The 18425-nt window shown below is 74.1% G+C and carries 17 protein-coding genes and 1 riboswitch; of the genes, 10 read left to right on the top strand and 7 right to left on the bottom strand.

Annotated features, from left to right (window positions below):
* Positions 1–33 precede the first annotated feature (33 nt).
* Entirely contained in the window at positions 34–1314 is a 1281-nt protein-coding gene (locus tag ACR807_RS35175; RefSeq protein ID WP_438925820.1) for a sugar ABC transporter substrate-binding protein, read from the bottom strand.
* 229 nt (positions 1315–1543) lie between these two features.
* Between ACR807_RS35175 and ACR807_RS35170 the strand changes: the two genes are divergently transcribed.
* Positions 1544–2302, top strand: a complete 759-nt coding sequence (locus ACR807_RS35170; RefSeq protein ID WP_438925819.1) for a GntR family transcriptional regulator — start codon at positions 1544–1546, stop codon at positions 2300–2302.
* A 70-nt stretch (positions 2303–2372) separates the two neighbouring features.
* Entirely contained in the window at positions 2373–3872 is a 1500-nt protein-coding gene (locus ACR807_RS35165; protein ID WP_438925818.1) for an MFS transporter, read from the top strand.
* Here the strand turns inward: ACR807_RS35165 and ACR807_RS35160 are convergent.
* The gene (locus ACR807_RS35160) at positions 3869–4846 is read right to left on the bottom strand and encodes a threonine ammonia-lyase (protein ID WP_438925817.1); all 978 of its coding nucleotides are present in this window, start codon (positions 4844–4846) and stop codon (positions 3869–3871) included. The genes ACR807_RS35165 and ACR807_RS35160 overlap by 4 nt on opposite strands.
* Positions 4847–5557: 711 nt before the next feature.
* On the opposite strand from ACR807_RS35160, the gene ACR807_RS35155 reads away from it, so the two are divergent.
* Entirely contained in the window at positions 5558–6577 is a 1020-nt protein-coding gene (locus ACR807_RS35155; protein ID WP_438925816.1) for a S1 family peptidase, read from the top strand.
* A gap of 138 nt (positions 6578–6715) precedes the next feature.
* Here the strand turns inward: ACR807_RS35155 and thiE are convergent, their stop codons facing one another.
* Positions 6716–7381: a thiamine phosphate synthase gene (thiE, locus tag ACR807_RS35150; RefSeq protein ID WP_438925815.1), complete on the bottom strand. Its 666-nt coding sequence runs from the start codon at positions 7379–7381 to the stop codon at positions 6716–6718.
* A gap of 44 nt (positions 7382–7425) precedes the next feature.
* Positions 7426–7537, top strand: a riboswitch (TPP riboswitch).
* Between thiE and thiO the strand changes: the two genes are divergently transcribed.
* From thiO to ACR807_RS35130, 4 genes are all read left to right on the top strand, one after another.
* Positions 7523–8524: a glycine oxidase ThiO gene (gene thiO / locus ACR807_RS35145; protein WP_438925814.1), complete on the top strand. Its 1002-nt coding sequence runs from the start codon at positions 7523–7525 to the stop codon at positions 8522–8524. Its footprint overlaps the riboswitch before it by 15 nt.
* A complete protein-coding gene (thiS, locus tag ACR807_RS35140; protein ID WP_438925813.1) occupies positions 8524–8724 on the top strand; it encodes a sulfur carrier protein ThiS in 201 nt (66 codons plus the stop codon). Before thiO ends, thiS begins: the two co-directional genes overlap by 1 nt.
* A gap of 1 nt (position 8725) precedes the next feature.
* Positions 8726–9481: a thiazole synthase gene (locus ACR807_RS35135; RefSeq protein WP_438925812.1), complete on the top strand. Its 756-nt coding sequence runs from the start codon at positions 8726–8728 to the stop codon at positions 9479–9481.
* Positions 9482–9583: 102 nt separating this feature from the next.
* Entirely contained in the window at positions 9584–10024 is a 441-nt protein-coding gene (locus ACR807_RS35130; protein ID WP_438925811.1) for a MarR family winged helix-turn-helix transcriptional regulator, read from the top strand.
* Between the two features lie 91 nt (positions 10025–10115).
* Here the strand turns inward: ACR807_RS35130 and thiD are convergent, their stop codons facing one another.
* A complete protein-coding gene (thiD, locus tag ACR807_RS35125; RefSeq protein ID WP_438925810.1) occupies positions 10116–10928 on the bottom strand; it encodes a bifunctional hydroxymethylpyrimidine kinase/phosphomethylpyrimidine kinase in 813 nt (270 codons plus the stop codon).
* 13 nt (positions 10929–10941) lie between these two features.
* Entirely contained in the window at positions 10942–12591 is a 1650-nt protein-coding gene (thiC, locus tag ACR807_RS35120; RefSeq protein ID WP_438925809.1) for a phosphomethylpyrimidine synthase ThiC, read from the bottom strand.
* A 205-nt stretch (positions 12592–12796) separates the two neighbouring features.
* Between thiC and ACR807_RS35115 the strand changes: the two genes are divergently transcribed.
* Positions 12797–13681: a hypothetical protein gene (locus ACR807_RS35115; protein ID WP_438925808.1), complete on the top strand. Its 885-nt coding sequence runs from the start codon at positions 12797–12799 to the stop codon at positions 13679–13681.
* Between the two features lie 31 nt (positions 13682–13712).
* Here the strand turns inward: ACR807_RS35115 and ACR807_RS35110 are convergent, their stop codons facing one another.
* Positions 13713–14300 carry a peptide deformylase gene (locus tag ACR807_RS35110; protein WP_438925807.1) on the bottom strand — a complete coding sequence of 196 codons (588 nt, stop codon included), beginning with the start codon at positions 14298–14300 and terminating at the stop codon, positions 13713–13715.
* A gap of 111 nt (positions 14301–14411) precedes the next feature.
* On the opposite strand from ACR807_RS35110, the gene ACR807_RS35105 reads away from it, so the two are divergent.
* On the top strand, positions 14412–14708 hold the full coding sequence (locus tag ACR807_RS35105) for a DUF3263 domain-containing protein (protein WP_438925806.1): 297 nt from the start codon (positions 14412–14414) through the stop codon (positions 14706–14708).
* The gene (locus ACR807_RS35100; RefSeq protein WP_438925805.1) at positions 14705–15379 is read left to right on the top strand and encodes a LytR C-terminal domain-containing protein; all 675 of its coding nucleotides are present in this window, start codon (positions 14705–14707) and stop codon (positions 15377–15379) included. Before ACR807_RS35105 ends, ACR807_RS35100 begins: the two co-directional genes overlap by 4 nt.
* A 100-nt stretch (positions 15380–15479) precedes the next feature.
* On the opposite strand, the gene ACR807_RS35095 is transcribed toward ACR807_RS35100, so the two are convergent.
* A complete protein-coding gene (locus tag ACR807_RS35095; protein ID WP_438925804.1) occupies positions 15480–17852 on the bottom strand; it encodes an AAA family ATPase in 2373 nt (790 codons plus the stop codon).
* Positions 17853–18425 lie beyond the last annotated feature (573 nt).

Here is an 18425-nt window from a genome sequence, read left to right as displayed (position 1 = left end):
GCGTCGGTCGTGTCAACGGCCGTCATGCGCTCGTCAGCCCGCCAGTGTCTTCGACAGCGACGAGTTGGCGTCCGCGGTGGCCTGGTCCAGCGACTTCGCGCCGGTCAGGTACGCGGTCAGCATGTCCTTCAGCGGGTTCTGGCCCGCCTCGACCGCGGCCCACGCCGGGGTGGTCGGGGTGACCTTGCCGCCGGGGGCGGACTCCGCCAGCGCCTTGCCGACCGGGTTGGTGGCCAGCTTCGCCGTGTCGGTCGAGGTGCCCGGCACCGAACCGCCCTCGGCCAGCATGTCCTGGTACTTCTTGCCGCTGAGCAGCTTCAGGTAGTCCTTGGCCAGGTCGGCGTTCTTGGAGCCGGCCGGGATCGACAGGTTCGAGCCGCCGAGGAACACCGGGGCCGCCTTGCCCGCCGTCTTGGACGGGATCGGGAACGCCGCGGTCTTCTCCTTCAGGTCCGGGTTGGCCTTGACGGCGCCCGCCAGCTCCCACGGCAGGCCGATCATCATGCCGACCTTGCCGGTGCCGAAGACCTCCATCTGCTGCGGGGTGGCCTCGTCGGCGTCCTTCGGGGCCTTGGTGCCCGAGGCGTCGACCAGCTTCTTGTAGAACTCCAGGCCGGCCTTGGCCTGCGGGGTGTCGAGCGAGCCCGCCCAGCCGGAGCCCTGCGGCTTCGCCACGTCGCCGCCCTCGTCCCAGATGAACGACAGCAGCACGTACCAGGACTGGCCCGGCAGGTAGACCGACTGGAACTCCGGGTCGGCCGCGTTGGCCGCCTTCAGCTTCTCGGCCGCGGCGACCCACTCGTCGCGCGAGGTGGGCGGGGTGGCGATGCCGGCGGCCTCGAACAGGTCGGTCCGGTAGATGACCGTGCGGTTCGCCGCGTAGAACGGCAGGCCGTACTGCTTGCCGTCCCAGGTCAGCGAGTCCTTGAGGCCGGCGAGCCACTGGTCGCCGTTGAGGCCCGCGACGTCGCCGGAGAGGTCGGTGAGGGTGTCCTCAGCCGCGAACTTCGCCGTCTGGGTGTTGCCCAGCTCGATGACGTCCGGCGGGTTGTTGCTGGTCAGAGCCGTGGTCAGCTTCTCCTGGATGCCGCCCCACTTCTGCACCTCGTACTTGACGGTGACGCCGGGGTGCGAGTCCTGGAACTCCTTGTTCAGCGCGTCGGTCAGGGTGGTCGGCGCGGAGCCGTCCATCAACCAGACCGTCAGCGTCTTCGGTTCACCGGAGTCGCTGCCGCTGTCGGAGCTCGTGCCACACCCGGCCACGGCCACCGACAGTGCGGCGGCACCTACGGCGAGTCCTCTCCAGCCCTTCACGTGTGCGCCCTTTCCCAATGCCCGGTCCCAACGACCGAAGCGCCCAAAGTGGTGTAGACCAATGCGGCCTAGAGTGTGCCCCGCCACAGGCGGTGTCAAGGCTGTTGCTGGACCGTTGCAAAGTCATCGGACCATTTTCCCGGGGGGCTTGTCGGGGGTTCGGGACCACGGCGCGGCGCGGACAGGGCATCCTGTGTCCGGGAGCGCTAGCAAGGTCGAGGAGGAAGGCATGCTCGAAACGAGCCCTGCATCCGGCGTGGACACCAGGTCCCGCGCGCAGCGCGAGCCGAAGTACTGGGGCCTCAAGCGGCACCTGCTCGACCTCCTGCGCGCGTTGCCGCCCGGGTCGCCGATCCCGACCGAGAGGTCGTTGGCCGCGGAGTTCGACGTCTCGCGCACGACGGTCCGGCAAGCGCTTGCCGAACTGACCGTCGAGGGGCGGTTGCTGCGCGTGCAGGGCAAGGGCACGTTCGCGGCGGAACCGAAGGTGGCCCAGCGCCTCCAGCTGTCCTCGTACACAGAGGACATGAAGGCGCAGGGCAGGCAGCCGTCGTCGCGGCTGATCGAGGCGTCCGAGATGGCCGCGGAGGCCGAGCTGGCCCGCCTGCTGGGGGTCCGGGCCGGCGCCAAGGTGCTGCGCCTGCACCGCCTGCGGCTGGCCGACGGCGAGCCGATGGCGATCGAGACGACCCACCTGGCGCTGGGCCGGTTCCGCGGCCTGCGCCGCTACCTGGCCCCGGGCGCGTCGCTGTACCAGGTGCTGCGCGAGCGGTTCGGCGTCGAGATGGGCCACGCGGAGGAGACGATCGAGACGGCGCTGGCCTCGCCGGAGGAGGCCGAGCTGCTCGGCGCGGACATCGGCCTGCCGATGCTGCTGCTGTCGCGGCACTCGTTCGACACCGAGGGCAACCCCGTCGAGTGGGTGCGCTCGGTCTACCGGGGCGACCGGTACAAGTTCGTCGCCACCCTGAACCGGCCCGCCGACTAGGCGGCCCCGACCGACCCGACCGACCCGACCCGCCGCCCCCGCCGCGCCGGTCCGCCACCACACTGTGCCGGTGGCGCAGACGGTGGTGTGGGGCACGGGGCGGGCCAGGGCGGTGCTGGCCACGACGATCCTCGGCTCGGGCATGGCGATGCTCGACAGCACGATCGTCAACGTCGCCCTGCCGCGGATCGGCGCGGAGCTGGGCGCGTCCGTCGCGGGCCTCCAGTGGGTGCTCGACGGCTACCTGCTGGCGCTGGCCGCGCTGGTCCTGGTCGCCGGGTCGCTGGGCGACCACTACGGCCGCCGCCGCGTGTTCACCGCCGGCGTGCTGTGGTTCGGCGTCGCGTCCCTGCTCTGCGGGCTGGCCCCGACCACGGAGCTGCTGGTGCTCGCCCGCGTCCTGCAGGGCGTCGGCGGCGCGCTGCTCACGCCGGGCTCGCTCGCGATCCTCCAGTCGGTGTTCGCCCGCGGCGACCGGGCGAAGGCGATCGGCGCGTGGTCGGGCCTGTCCGGCGTGGCCACCGCGGTCGGGCCGCTGGTCGGCGGCCTGCTGGTGCAGGCGTGGTCGTGGCGGCTGGCGTTCCTGGTCAACCTGCCGGTGGCCGTGGTCTGCGTGTGGCTCGCCCGCCGCCACGTTCCCGAGTCGCGCGACGAGCAGGTGTCGGGTCATCCGACCATTGGCGGGTCGGTCATCGGAGCACTGGGGCTGACCGGCATCACCGCCGCGCTGGTGGAGGCACCGGTGCGCGGACCCGACGCGCTGGTCCTCTCCGCCGCCGTCCTCGGGGTCGCGGGCCTGGTGGCGTTCGTCGTCCTGCAACGCCGCGGGCGCGACCCGCTCGTCCCGCCGCAATTGTTCAGCGATCGAACGTTCGTCCTGGCCAACGCCCTGACGTTCCTGGTCTACGCGGCCCTGGGCGGGGTGATGGTGCTGATGGTGCTCCAGCTCCAGGTGTCGCTGCACTACCCGCCGACGGCCGCCGGGCTGGCGAGCCTGCCCATCACGCTGATCATGCTGGCGCTGTCCGCGCGCTCCGGGAACCTGGCCCAGCGCATCGGCCCGAAGGCGCAACTCATCGGAGGACCGCTCGTCATCGGCGTCGGGATGCTCATGCTGCGGTGGGCGGAGCCGGGTGCGTCGTACTGGACGGGCGTGCTGCCCGGCGTCGTGGTGTTCGGGCTGGGGCTGGCCGCCGTGGTGGCCCCGGTGACGGCGACCGTGCTGGCCGCCGCCCCGGACCGCTACGCGGGTGTCGCCTCCGGCGTGAACAACGCGGTCGCCCGCACCGGCAGCCTGGTCGCGGTCGCCGTGCTGCCCGCCGTGGCGGGCCTGAGCGGCGCCGGCTACACCGACCCGGCCGTCCTCACCGGGGGCTGGCGGACCGCGCTGCTGGTGTGCGCGGCGGCGTCGGCAGTCGGCGGCCTGCTGGCGATCGGCACCGACAACGGCGTGTTCGCCGCCGCCGCCCGGGAGGACCCGGCGCCGGGGCCGGGGGACTGCCACAGCTGCGGCGTCGACTCGCCCCCGACGCACCTGCGCGCCCGCTCGGGCCCCGGCCGGCCCGGCTAGCCGAGGAGCAGCTCGGCGAACACCTCGGGGTCGACGTTCCCGCCGGACAGCACCACCGCGGTCGGCCCGGCGTACCGCTCCCGCAGGGCTGCCGCGAACGCCACCGCGCCGCTGGGCTCCACGACCAGCCTGGCCTCCCGCGCGAGCCGCCGCACGGCCGCCCGGATCTCGTCCTCCGACACGGTGACCAGGTCGTCCACGTAGGCGCGCAGGTGGGCGAAGGTCAGCTCCGACGGTTCGGCGCGCAGCCCGTCGGCGATGGTCCGCGCCCGGTCGGCGGGGCTCCACCGCACCAGCGACCCGGCCCGCAGCGAGGCGGCGGCGTCGCCGGCCAGCTCCGGTTCGACGCCGACGACCCGCGTGCGCGGCGAGAGCGCCTTCACCGCGGTGGCCACGCCGGAGAGCAGCCCGCCGCCGCTGACCGGCACCAGCACGGTGGCCACGTCGGGCAGGTCGGCCACCACCTCCAGCCCGACGGTGCCCTGGCCGGCGATGACGTCGGGGTGGTCGAACGGCGGCACGAGCGTCGCCCCGAGCTCGGCGACCAGCTCGGCGGCCCGCGACTCGCGCTCGGCCATCGGCACCCGCACCACCCGCGCGCCGTGCGCGAGGGTCGCCTCCACCTTCACCCGCGGCGTCGTGTCGGGCACGACGATCGTCGCGGGCACCCCGAACCGCTTCGCCGCGTACGCCACGGCCTGCGCGTGGTTGCCGCTGGAGTAGGCGACGACGCCGCGCGCCCGCACGTCCTCGGGCAGCCGGGCCAGGGCGTGGTACGCGCCGCGGATCTTGAACGCGCCGACCGGCTGGAGGCTCTCCGGCTTGAGCCACAGCCCGCCGCCGTCCCCGCCGACCCCACCGCCGCCGGCCTCACCGCCGTCGCCGGCGGCGAACCGCAGCAGCGGCGTGCGCACGACGGCCGGGGCGATCAGCCCGGCGGCGGAGCGGATGTCCGAGATCGTCACGAGTGCCATGCCCCGATCCTCGCTCGGAATCGATCCAGTGGACCGACCCCGACCCCGGTGCGACCCCGCCGGCGGTTCCCGCGTCCCGGTTCGATACCGCGTCGAACGCGGAAACTCCTTCGGCATCACCCGCTCAGCCCAGCAGCTTTCACACGTCCGAGGCGGATATCGCCGAATCACTTACATCTGGCAAAACCGCCCGAATCGGTGATCGAATAACTACCTTGAGTGAGAGTTAACTGTCAAACGCTACACAGCGCAGTTGAATCGACGTGCGCTGTGACACACTTTCGCCTCAGATGGCCCGGACCGTCATAGGTAACAGGGTCATAACGTCGCTCGAACGGGTGAGTACTGGTCGGTAGAGACCGGGGAGGAGGGCCTGATGCGGACGCGCAAGGGCCCGCTCACGGCGTTCGAGAGCACTTCGGAGATCGGCCCATGACCGGGACGAGAAAAGGAGGGGTGGGGCGACCCCTGCCGCCGCCCCACCACCCGTCCCCCTAGAGCCCCCGAGAGCGGTCCCTGCAACCAGGCTCTCGGGCACCCTGCACCCGAAGATGAGGGAGACGCCTAATGAACCGCACGAGTGCGGCCCGCCTTGCCGCGGCTGCCTTGCTCGCCGCCGGCGCAGCTACAGCACTAAGCGTACCGGCGATTGCGGACACCGCCGCCCCCTATGGCGGAAGCTCCTCCGACACGGAGAGCTACCCCGCCGAGTTGCTCCAAGCGGCGCAACGCGACCTCGGCCTGACCGCCGAACAGGTCACCGCCCGTCTGGCGAGTGACTCCCGCTCGGGTGAGCTGGAGTCCTCCGCCAAGGCGGCCGTGGGCGCCGCCTACGCGGGTTCCTGGATCAACGCCGCGACGGGCAAGCTCGTCGTCGCGGTGACCGACCCGGCCAAGGCGGACGCGGCCCGCGCCGCGGGCGCCGACGCCAGGTTCGTCGCCTTCTCGCACCAGCAGCTCACCTCCGCCAAGGCGTCGATCGACGCCCTGGCCGCCCCGAAGTCGGTCACCGGCTGGCGGGTGGACGAGCAGACCAACTCGGTCGTCGTCGAGGTCAACCGGCACCAGCGCGACGCCGCGGCCGACGCGTTCGTCGCGTCCGCGAGGTCGGTCAGCGCGTCGGTGCGCGTGGTCGAGGTCGACGAGTCCCCGACCACGCTCTACGACACCCGCGGTGGCGACGCCTACTACATCGGCTCCGGCCGGTGCTCGGTCGGCTTCGCCGTCTCGGGCGGCTTCGTGACCGCGGGCCACTGCGGCCGCACGGGCGCCGCGACGACCGGCTTCAACCGCGTCTCGCAGGGCACGTTCGCGGGTTCCTCGTTCCCCGGCAACGACTACGCCTGGGTGCGCACGAACTCCAACTGGACGTCCCGCCCGTGGGTCAACCGCTACAACGGCTCCAACGTCACCGTGACCGGCTCCACGTCGGCGGCGGTCGGCGCGGCGATCTGCCGCTCCGGCTCCACCACCGGCTGGCGCTGCGGCACCGTCCAGGCCAAGAACTCGACGGTGAACTACCCGCAGGGCACGGTGTCCGGCCTGACCCGCACGAACGCCTGCGCCGAGCCCGGTGACTCGGGTGGTTCGTGGGTGGCGGGCTCCGGCTACAGCCAGGCCCAGGGCGTGACCTCCGGCGGTTCGGGCAACTGCTCCTCCGGCGGCACGACCTACTTCCAGCCGGTCGGCGAGATCCTCAGCGCCTACGGCCTGAGCCTCACCCGCGGCTAGTCCGCCGCACCGCTCCACGGCGCGCGGCCGTCGTCCCCCCAGTGCCGCGCACCACGTCGGGAACACCCCCCGGGCCCGGACTCCTCCCCGGCCCGGGGGGTGTTCCCCTGTGCGGGGGTGTTCCCGTGCACGGCCGGGTCACGCCCCGGCCGGCGGGGGAGCGCCGGTCAGCCGGCCCCTCAGCCACGCCGCGGCCTCGCGGGGGTCCTCGGCCTCGGTGATCGCGCGCACGACCACCACCCGCTCCGCGCCCGCGGCCAGCACCTCGGGCAGCCGCGCCCGGTCGACGCCGCCGATGGCGAACCACGGCCGCCCCGTCGTGCCGGCGGTGGCCCGCACGAGGTCGAGGCCCGGCGCGGGCCGACCCGGTTTCGTCGGCGTCGGCCAGCACGGCCCCGTGCAGAAGTAGTCCACGCCCGGCTCGACCGCCGCCGCCCGCGCCTGCGCCACGTCGTGCGTGGAGCGGCCGATCACCACGTCCTCGCCCACGACGCGGCGGGCGAGCGGCACCGGCAGGTCGTCCTGGCCCAGGTGCAGCACGTCGGCGTCCACGGCCAGCGCCACGTCCGCCCGGTCGTTGACCGCGAGCAGCGCGCCGTGCCGGGCGCACGCCTCCGCCAGCACCTCCAGCGCCGCGATCTCCTGCCGCGCCTCCAACCCCTTGTCCCGGAGCTGGACGACGTCCACGCCGCCCGCGAGCGCCGCGTCGGCGAACTCCGCGAGGTCGGGCCGGTCGGGGGTGCAGAGGTAGAGCCGCGCGTCGGCGAGCCGCCGCCTGATCCGCGTTCCGTCGAGTCCTGGCACGGGCCGCACGGTAACCGCCGGGCCGCCGCGTGCGCTACGGTGGAGGCGGTCCGCACGGGAGCCCGGAGGACACCGGGCTGAGAGGGAGCGTGGTCCGCTCCGACCGTCGAACCTGATCCGGGTCATGCCGGCGCAGGGAGCGTGAGTGCCTTGGTCCATCGGGTGACCGTCGTCGGCGGCGGTGTCATCGGCCTGTCCTGCGCCTGGTCCGCGGCGCGCGCCGGCTACCGCGTCGACCTGGTCGACCACCCCTCCCCGCACGGCGGTTCGTGGGTGGCGGGCGGGATGCTCGCGCCGATCACCGAGGCGTGGCCGGGCGACGAGGACGTGCTGCGGCTCGGCGTCGAGTCCCTGGCCCTGTGGCCGGGCTTCGCCCGCGACCTGGGCGTCGGGCTGAGCCCCGTCGGCACCCTCCAGGTGGCCGTGGACCGCGCCGACGTCGAGGTCCTGGACCAGCTGTGCGCCTACCTGGCCACGATGGGCCGCGCCTCCACCCGCCTGACCCACCGCGAGCTGCGCGCCCTGGAACCCGGCCTCGGCAACGTCCGCGGTGGACTGTCCGTGCCGGGTGACCTGGCGGTGGACAACCGCGCCCTGCTGCGCGCCCTGCGCGACGCCTGCTCCTCCGCAGGGGTGCGCTTCACCGACACCCGCGGCCCCGCCGACGCGACCGTCATCGCGGCCGGCGCGTGGAGCCGCGACCTGCACCCCGCGCTGCGCGACGTGGTCCGGCCCGTGAAGGGCGAGATCCTGCGCCTGGAAGCACGTCCCGGCGCCCTGCCGCCGCCCCGGCACACCCTCCGCGCCCATGTGTCCGGCCGCCCCGTCTACCTGGTGCCCCGCACCGGCGGGCTGGTGCTCGGCGCCACCCAGTACGAGGCCGGCTTCGACACCGCCGTCACCGTCGGCGGCGTGCGCGACCTGCTGCGCGACGCCGAGGTCGTGTGGCCGGGCATCGCCGAGTACGCGCTGGTCGAGACCGCCGCCGGGTTCCGCGCGGGCAGCCCCGACAACGCGCCCGTCGTCCGCTGGCTCGAACCCGGCGTGCTGGCCGCCACCGGCCACCACCGCAACGGCCTGCTGCTCGCGCCCGCCACGGCGCGGCGCGTGCTCACCCTGCTCCGCGAAGGAGGAAACGCTTGATGGAGGCGAAGGTCAACGGCTCGGTGCGGGAACTCGCCGACGGCGCGACCGTGGCGACCGTGCTGGCGCTGCTCGGCGCGCCCGCCACCGGTGTCGCGGTCGCGGTGGACGGCGAGGTCGTGCCGCGCACCGCGTGGGCGACGACCGCGGTGCCGGCCGGCGCCGCCGTCGAGGTGCTGACCGCCGTGCAGGGAGGGTGACGTGGACGACCCGTTGGTGATCGCCGGCCGCGAGTTCGGCTCCCGCCTGGTGATGGGCACCGGGGGCGCGGCGAACCTGTCGGTCCTGGAACGCGCGCTCGTCGCCTCCGGCACGCAGCTGACCACGGTGGCCATGCGCCGCCTCGACGCGTCCGGCGGCGGCGTGCTGGACCTGCTGACCCGCCTGGGCATCGAGGCCCTGCCCAACACCGCCGGCTGCCGCACCGCCGCCGAGGCCGTGCTGACCGCCCGCCTCGCCCGCGAGGCCCTCGGCACGCACTGGGTGAAGCTGGAGGTCGTCGCCGACGACCAGACCCTCCTGCCCGACCCGGTGGAGCTGCTCGACGCCGCCGAGCGGCTCGTCGACGACGGGTTCGTCGTGCTGCCCTACACCAACGACGACCCGGTGCTGGCGCTGCGCCTGGAGCAGGCGGGCTGCGCCGCCGTCATGCCGCTGGGCTCCCCGATCGGCACCGGCCTGGGCATCCGCAACCCGCACAACCTGGAGCTGATCGTGGCGCGGGCGTCCGTGCCGGTGATCCTGGACGCGGGCGTGGGCACCGCCTCCGACGCCGCCCTGGCCATGGAGCTGGGCTGTTCGGCGGTGCTGCTGGCGACCGCCGTGACCCGCGCGCAGGACCCGGAACTCATGGCCGCCGCCATGCGTTGCGGGGTGGAGGCGGGACGGCTCGCGCGGTTGGCGGGGCGCATCCCGAAGCGGTTCTGGGCGCACGCGTCGAGCCCGGCCGTCGTCTGACCGCCGTGCGCCCGCGACCGGGCAGGTCTCAGCGGTAGGACGATTGCGGGGCACGGCATGATGGATGCCCACCGTGTCCGTCTGCCCGAGGAGGAACGTGCCGTGACGGCCGACCAGGTCGACCCGGTGGAGGACGCCACCGCCCGGCTGTACCTCGCCATCGGCAGGCTCTCCCGGCTGCTGCGCCGCACCGGGTCCCCCGGGCTGGGACCCGGCGCGGTGTCCGCGCTCGCCACGCTGGCCCGCTGCGGCCCCATGCGGCTGGGCGACCTGGCCGCGAAGGAGGGGGTCGCCCCGCCGACCCTGTCCCGCATCGTCGCCGCCCTCGTGGAGGCGGGGTACGTCAAGCGCGACCCCGACCCGCAGGACGGCCGCGCCTGGCTCGCCACCCCCACCCCGGAGGGCGAGACGATGGTGTCCGGCGTCCGCTCCGCGCGGGTCCGCGAGCTCCAGCGCCGGATCGAGGACATGACCCCGGCGCACCGCGCGGCGCTGCTCGACGCCCTGCCCGCGCTGGAGGAACTGGTCGGCGAGGTCGGCTGACCCCGCCCCGGCCCCGCCCCGGCCCGTTCCGCCCCGGCCCGGCCCGAACGCCGCCCCCGCACGACGGTCCGTCGTGCGGGGGCGGCGGGCACTACCGCCCCGCGTCCGGCAGCCGCCACAGCGGCGACACCGGCCCGACCCCGCCGCCCAGCGGGTAGGACGCGGCCACCGACCGCACGACGAAGTCCTTGCCGAACCGCACCGCCTCCGGCACCGACTCGCCCCGCGCCAGCCGCGAGCAGATCGCCGACGCCAGCGTGTCGCCCGACCCGTGCGTGTTCTTCACGTCGTAGCGCGGACCGAGGAACTCGTGGAACTCCGACCCGTCGTAGAGCACGTCCAGGCACTCCGGGTCGTCCCACAGGTGACCGCCCTTGACCAGCACCCACGCCGGCCCCAGCGCGTGCAGCGCCTCCGCGGCCTTGCGCTGGTCGGCCCGGCTGCGCACCTCGACACCGGTGATCAGCCGCACCTCGTCCAGGTTCGGCGTGACCAGCGTGGCCCTCGGGAACAGCAGGGTCCGCAGCGCCTCCAGCGCGTCGTCGGCCAGCAGCTGGTGGCCGTGCATCGACGCGGCCACCGGGTCCACCACGAACGGCCCGACGTCCACCCGGTCCAGCGCGCCCGCGACGGCCTCGATGATCGCCGCCGACGCCAGCATCCCCGTCTTCGCCGCGCCCACCCCGATGTCGGTGGCCACCGCCTCGATCTGCGCGGCCACCACCTCCGGCGGGATCTCGGTGAACCCGGTGACGCCCAGCGAGTTCTGCACGGTCACCGCCGTGACCGCCGTCATGCCGTGCACGCCGCACGCGAACAGCGTCCGCAGGTCGGCCTGGAGGCCCGCACCACCGCCGGAGTCGGACCCGGCGATGGTGAGGACCCTGGGGGGCGTCTCCGCCATCAGTCGACCTCCATCAGTCGACCACCGGCAGGTACACCTTGTTGCCGTGGTCGGAGAACTCGTGCGACTTCTCGTCCATGCCCGCCTCGATCGCCTCCACAGTGGACAGCCCGCGCTCCTCGGCGTACCGCCGCACGTCCTGGGTGATCTTCATCGAGCAGAACTTCGGCCCGCACATCGAGCAGAAGTGCGCCGTCTTCGCCGGCGCGGCGGGCAGCGTCTCGTCGTGGTACGACCGCGCCGTGTCCGGGTCCAGCGACAGGTTGAACTGGTCCTCCCAGCGGAACTCGAACCGCGCCTTCGACAGCGCGTCGTCCCAGTCCTGCACCCCCGGGTGCCCCTTGGCGAGGTCGGCCGAGTGCGCCGCGATCTTGTACGTGATCACGCCCGTCTTCACGTCGTCCCGGTTCGGCAGGCCCAGGTGCTCCTTCGGGGTCACGTAGCACAGCATGGCCGTGCCCAACCAGCCGATCTGCGCCGCCCCGATCGCCGACGTGATGTGGTCGTAGGCGGGCGCGATGTCCGTGGCCAGCGGCCCCAGGGTGTAGAACGGCGCCTCGCCGCACCACTCCTCCTCCAACCGCACGTTCTCCGCGATCTTGTGCATCGGCACGTGACCCGGGCCCTCGATCATCACCTGCACGTCGTGGGCGCGCGCGACGTGCGTCAGCTCGCCCAGCGTCCGCAGCTCCGCGAACTGGGCCTCGTCGTTGGCGTCCGCGATCGACCCCGGCCGCAGGCCGTCACCCAGCGAGAACGTCACGTCGTAGGCGCGCAGGATCTCGCACAGCTCCTCGAAGTGCGTGTAGAGGAAGCTCTCCCGGTGGTGCGCCAGGCACCACGCCGCCATGATCGACCCGCCGCGCGACACGATGCCCGTCACCCGCTTCGCGGTCAGCGGCACGTACCGCAGCAGCACGCCCGCGTGCACCGTCATGTAGTCCACGCCCTGCTCGGCCTGCTCCACGACGGTGTCCCGGTACACCTCCCACGACAGCTTCGCCGGGTCGCCGTCCACCTTCTCCAGCGCCTGGTAGATCGGCACCGTGCCGATCGGCACCGGCGAGTTGCGCACGATCCACTCGCGCGTCTCGTGGATGCGCTTGCCCGTCGACAGGTCCATGATCGTGTCGGCACCCCACCGCGACGCCCACACCATCTTCTCCACCTCCTCCTCGATCGAGGAGGACACCGCCGAGTTCCCGATGTTCGCGTTGACCTTCACCAGGAACTTCTTCCCGATGATCATCGGCTCGGCCTCGGGGTGGTTCCGGTTGAGCGGGATCACCGCCCGCCCGATCGCCACCTCGTCCCGCACGAACTCCGGGCTCATCCGCTCCCGCGCGGCCACGAACCGCATCTCGGGCGTGATGACCCCCGCCTTCGCGTACGCCAACTGCGTCACCGCGCCGTTCAGCGGCCCGCGGGCCGCCACCCACCCCTCGCGCAACCTCGGCAGTCCACTGTGGACGTCGATGGTCGCGTTCGCGTCGGTGTACGGCCCGGAAGTGTCGTAGAGGTCCACGTGCTCGCCGTTGGTCAGCTCCACCCGGCGGAAGGGCACCCGCACGTCCTCGTCCACCTGGACGTGGACCTTGTGCGAGCCGGAGATCGGCCCCGTGGTGACGCTGGGCTCCACCGAACGGTCGTCGAGTGCCGTCACGACATTTCCTCCCTACGCCGGCATTACCCGGTCAGGTTCCGGCGGTCGGCGGCACCGGGGTCGCGAACACCCCAGCCGCCCTCTCAGCCCGCTGTGGCGCGAGCTCCCGCGTGTGTTGAGTTGTCCCGGCGACCATAGCCACGCCCGCGTGCCGGTGCCAAGGTGCGGATGCCAAGGAGCACCGTTTGCGCGTACCTTTCACCGCGTGGCTGATCACCAGCCGTTCCCGCCCGGCGCGCGGCGCGTGGCCCGCCCCGCCGCCGTCTCGCCGTGCCCGTCGTGCGGCGACCTCGCGGGTCGCGGCTACCCCGCCTGCCGCTTCTGCGCCGAACTCGTCGACCAGTACTGGCTGCACGACTGGCAGGAGCTGCTCGCCGCCGAGCAGCTCGCCGAGGGCGGCGCGGGCGAGCGCGAACTGGCCGAACTCGTCCTCGCCGACCAGGTCGGCCACCACCCGTGGACCTGCACCGACTGGGCCATGACCCTCATCAGCTGCTCCCAGTGCGGCGACGAGCTGGGCACCGGCCCCGTCGACTGCGTCCGCTGCGCCATGGCCGACGGCCTGCGCTGGTCCTGGGACCACGGCGGCCACCCGAAGGCCATCACGACCGGCGAGCACGCCCTGCGCGTGGCCCGGGCGGCCCTGCGGGCACCCCACCGCCGACGCGGGCCGGTGGTCCTCGCGTGGCGGCTGCTCATGCCGTTCCTGCTGGTCGGGGAGCTGCCCACGGTCGGCCAGGTGCAGCGCGTCCGGGCCGCCGTCCTGGCCGGCGCCTACCCCGAGCTGGCCGCGTGCACCAGCCACGGCGAGCTGGTCGGCCACCCCGAGGTGCCCTGGCGCCGCCCCGAGCGGCCGGTGCGGGCCGAAGCCCACCCGAAGCCATCGCGCGGGCGGGGCGAGGAGGTCGCCGCCGTCACCACGGCTGCGGCTGCGGCTGCGGCTGCGACCACGGCTGCGACCACGGCCGTCGCCGAGCCGCCGCCGGACCGGGTGGAGCCGGTGGTCGAACCGGTGGACCCGGTCGCCGACCCGGTCGCGGAACAGGCGACGGGGAAGGACCCGGACGACCCGGCGGCGGACCCGACCTGACCAGGCCGGACCCGGGCCCGCCGCCCGCCGGTCAGTCGTCGTCCTCGTCGTCCGCGAACGGGTCCTCCGAGGTCGCCGGGTCCCAGCTCAGCCCCGGCACGCCCCACCCGTTGGCCTTGAGCATCCTCTTCGACGCCCGCTTGTACCGCCCCACGAGCCGGTCGAGGTAGATGAACCCGTCGAGGTGGTCGGTCTCGTGCTGGAGGCAGCGCGCGAAGAACCCCGTGCCCTCCACCTCCACCGGCTTCCCGTCGCCGTCGACCCCGGTCACCTTCGCCCACGACGCGCGCCCGGTCGGGTACGCCTCGCCCGGGGCCGACAGGCAGCCCTCGAAGTCGTCGTCCGGGTCCGGCATCCCCAGCGGGACCTCGGAGGTCTCCAGCACCGGGTTCACCACCACGCCCCGGTGTCGCACGCCCTCGTCGTCGGGGCAGTCGTAGACGAACACCCGCAGGTCGATCCCGATCTGGTTCGCCGCGAGCCCCACGCCGTTCGCCGCCGCCATCGTCTCGTACATGTCGTCGACCAGCGCGCGCAACGCCCCGTCGAACACCTCGACGGGGCGGGTCGGGGTGTGGAGCACGGGATCGCCGGCGATCCGGATGGGGTGAACTGCCATGACGCGCAGCCTAACGGCGCGCCCGGGCGGACGCGCCGGGCGATGAACCGACCCCCGTGAAGATCACGTGATTGAATGGCACCCACGCACGGGACACGGCTGAGGAGCCAGATGGACGCCGCAGAGGCACTGGCGCCGGCGGAGGGGCCGGACGACGGTTTGAACGACCGGGAACGCGAGATCCTGGCCTTCGAACGCCAGTGGTGGAAGTACGCGGGTGCCAAGGAACAAGCGATCAAAGAGCTGTTCGACATGTCGGCGACGCGGTACTACCAACTGCTCAACGCGTTGATCGAGAAGGAAGAGGCGTTGGCCGCTGACCCGATGTTGATCAAGAGACTGCGTCGTTCCCGCTCCGGCAGGCTGCGCGCCCGCCTGGCGAAGCGCCTGGGTGTCGAGCGCCGATGACGAACCCGGAACAGCCCGCGGGTTCCGCGCAGCCGGCCCGCGCCGCGGGGTACGTGCTGCTCGGCGTCGCCGCCATCGCCCTGGTCGTCGGTGTGGTCAGCCTGTTCACGGGCGGCCCCGACGACGAACCGCCCGCCGCCCAGTCCACCCCGCCGTCGGCCTCCTCACCCGCCCCCGGCACCGACACCGCCGCGCCGTCGACCGGGTCGCCGACCGGGTCGTCGACCGCGCCCGCCGAGTCCCCGGGCCAAAACCCGACCACCACCGAGCCCCCCGCGACCCAGCCGCCCGCCACCACCCCCGGCGGCCAGGGGACCACCGCGCCGGGCGCGCCGGGCGTCACCGACACCCCGCCGCCACCGGTGACCCCGAAACCCGCGGTGCGCGTCTACAACAACAGCACCATCCCCAACCTGGCCGCCCGCGCGTCCGACGACGTGCAGAAAGCCGGCTGGTCCGTCGCCGAGACCGGCAACTACTCGCAGGGCACCATCCCCACCACCACCGTCTACTACCGGCCCGGCACGGACGAGGAGGAGTCGGCGAAACTGCTGGCCACCACCCTCGGCGCCCGCGTCGAAGCCCGGTTCGACGGCATCAGGGACGCCCACGCCGGCATCATCGTGATCGTCACCAACGACTACCGGGGACCGTCCGGCAAGGTCTCCTGACCCGAGCGCACCACACCTTTCGGAACGCGCCCCGGAACCCCCACGGGTCCGGGGCGCGCCCCGTCAACCCCCCGTCAGGCCCCGCTCCCGTTCCCGCGCGTCACGACCCCGACCTGCTCTCCGCGTACGCGGCCAACGACGCGAGCTGCGCCGGGTCCAACGACGGCCGCACCGCCGCCCGCGCCGCCGCCAGGTGCGCCGCCGTCACCTCCGCCGCCTCCAACGACTCCCGCATCGCCGTCAACGCCGCCTCCCGCACCAGCGCCGAGCAGTCCGCCGCCGAGTACCCCTCCAGGTCCTCCGCCAACGCCGCCAGGTCCACGTCGTCCGCCAACGGCGTGTTCCGCGACGCCGCCCGCAGGATCTCCGCCCGCGCCTCCCCGTCCGGCGGCGGCACGTACACCAGCCGCTCCAACCGGCCCGGCCGCAGCAGCGCCGGGTCGATCAGCTCCGGCCGGTTCGTCGCACCCAGCACGATCACGTCCCGCAACGGCTCCACACCGTCCAACTCGGTCAGCAGCGCCGCCACCACCCGGTCCGCCACACCCGAGTCCGACGACTGCCCGCGCCTCGGCGCCAACGCGTCCACCTCGTCGAGGAACACCAGCGCCGGCGCCGCCTCCGCCGCCCGCCGGAACAACTCCCGCACCGCCCGCTCGGACTCGCCGACGAACTTGTCCATCAGCTCCGCGCCCTTGACCGACAGCACGTTCAACCGGCCCGTCCCGGCCAGCGCGCGCACCAGGAACGTCTTCCCGCACCCCGGCGGCCCGTACAGCAGCAGCCCGCGCGGCGGCGCCACCCCCAGCCGCGCGAACGAGTCCGGGTACTGCAACGGCCACAGCGCCGCCTCGGTCAGGGCCTGCTTCACCTCGACCATGTCGCCGACGTCGGCCAACGTCAACCCGCCCGTCCGCAACGTGTCCGAAGTGGACATCGAGATCGGCCGCACCGTCTCCAGCGCGCCCAGCAGGTCGCCCTGCCCCACCTTCGGCTCGTCCGCACCGCGCTGCCGCAACGCCGCCCGCACCGCCGCCTCGCGCCGCAGAGCCACCAGGTCCGCGGCCACGAACCCCGGCGTCCGGTCCGCCACCGCGCCCAGGTCCACACCGGACCCGACCGGCACGTCCCGCAGCAGCACCCGCAGCAGCTCCGTCCGCGCCGCCCCGTCCGGCAGCGGGAGCACCAGCTCCCGGTCCACCAGCTCCGGCACCCGCAACCGCGGGTCCACCGCCTCCGGGTGCGCGCTGGTCACCACCAGCGCCACCCCCTCGGGACGCCCGCGCAACGCGTCCAGCACGATCGTCGCCACCGGCGGCGGCGAGGACGCGGGCAGCAGCACCTCCACGTCCGTCACCAGCAGCACCGCCGGGGCCTGGGCCGCGGCGATCGCGTCGGCCACCCGCTGAGCCGCCGCGTTCGCCTCCAGCACCGCCACGCTGGGTGCCGCGACCTCGACCACCCCGGCCCCCGCCGCCGCCGCGACCGACCGCACCAACGTGGCCTTGCCGACCCCCTCGGGCCCGCTGACCAGCGCCGCGAGCCGCGACGTCGTCCCCAACCGCGCCAACAGCTCCGGGTGGGTGAAGCTCAGGTCGAACCACTCCGCCAACCGGGTGGCCGCGTCCCGGTGCCCCACGAGGTCGGCCACCGGCACCACCGGCTCGTCAACCCCACCCCCGGGACCACCCGCCACCCGCCCGCCGGCCGCCACCCCCGCCCCGGCCGAGCCGACCACCACCCCGCCGCCGCCCCCGGCCCCGCCGATCCCCCCGCCGCCCCCACCGCTCCCGATCCCCCCACCGCTCCCGGTCCGCGCAGGCCAACCCCCCGCGCCACCCCCCGAACCACCCCCGGCAGACCCACCCGCCCCTCCCGGCCCACCCGGCCCACCCGAACCGGTCATCCCATCACCCGTCCGAGCCCCATCCCGCCACCCGACGACAGTCGAAGGCTGCACCGCCACCGGCCCGTCCGCCGGATCGACCGAGGTGATCGTGAGCAGCTCGTTCGTCCAGGTCATCCCGATCGCGTTGGAGAGCTTGCTCCGCGTGGCGCTCACGTCCGCGCCGGGCGGCGGCGCGAGGTCCTGGGGCAGCAGCGACACGGCGTCGCCGACCGTGAGCACCTTCCCGGTCAGCGCCATGCGCAACGTCTCGGGCGTGAGCGACGTGCTGGCCAACCGCGACCCGGCCACCGTGACCGCGCGGGCGGCGGCGACCTCGACCGGGGCCACGACGATCTCGGAGCCCTCGACGACGCCGAGGTTCGACAGGGTGACGTCGTCCACCAGCACCACGCCGGGCGGACCGTCACCGGCGGCGGCGAGGGCGGCGCTGACCCGCGCGCCGGTGAGGCGCACGGCGTCCCACGCGCGCAGCCCCAGCGCGTCGAGCACTTCGGGGTGCATGCGCACCACGCCGCGGCGGGTGTCCAGGGCCGACGGGGACAGGCGGGCCGTCAGGGTGATCACGCCGTGGAGCGTAGTGCGGGGCCGCGCTCGGCGACGGTTCGTTCCCGGCTCACGCCTACCGGTCGCCGCTCACGCCTGCCGGTCGCCGCTCACGCCTGCCGGTCGCCGCTCACGCCTGCCGGTCGCCGCTCACGCCCGCCGGCTGCCGCTCACGCCCGCTGGTCGCCGCGCGCCGCTGGCCGCCGCCCGCCTGCCCGCCGGCTGCCGCCCGCCCGCCGGCTGCCGCGCACGCTCGTCGGCCGCGGCTCGGGGTGGTCGTTCTCCGTCGTCTGCGGGCGAGAGGCGAAGGAGGCGGGGCGGTGGGGCGGTGGAGGCGGCGGGGTGGGGGAGGCGGGGAGTCAGGGGAGTGGTGGCGGAGGGTGTGGGTGGCGGGTTGACGGGGTGTGGGGGCTGGTCGGCGTCTCCTTCGTTTCCAACCGAGTGCCGAGACCCCCGGTTACGTACATCGATCACCCGATCGTGTCTGGCAAGGGCGGAAAACTCCAGGTCACGCCCCCAAGTTGCCAAACCGGCCCACCCGTCGCAACCCGCCCACCCGCCACCTGTGGACAACTTCGACGACCCCGACCACCC

Source organism: Saccharothrix sabaoui, from assembly GCF_051756985.1.
Lineage (GTDB): Bacteria > Actinomycetota > Actinomycetes > Mycobacteriales > Pseudonocardiaceae > Actinosynnema.
The sequence above is the reverse complement of the archived record's forward strand: the minus strand, read 5'-3'. Positions and strand labels throughout refer to the sequence as shown.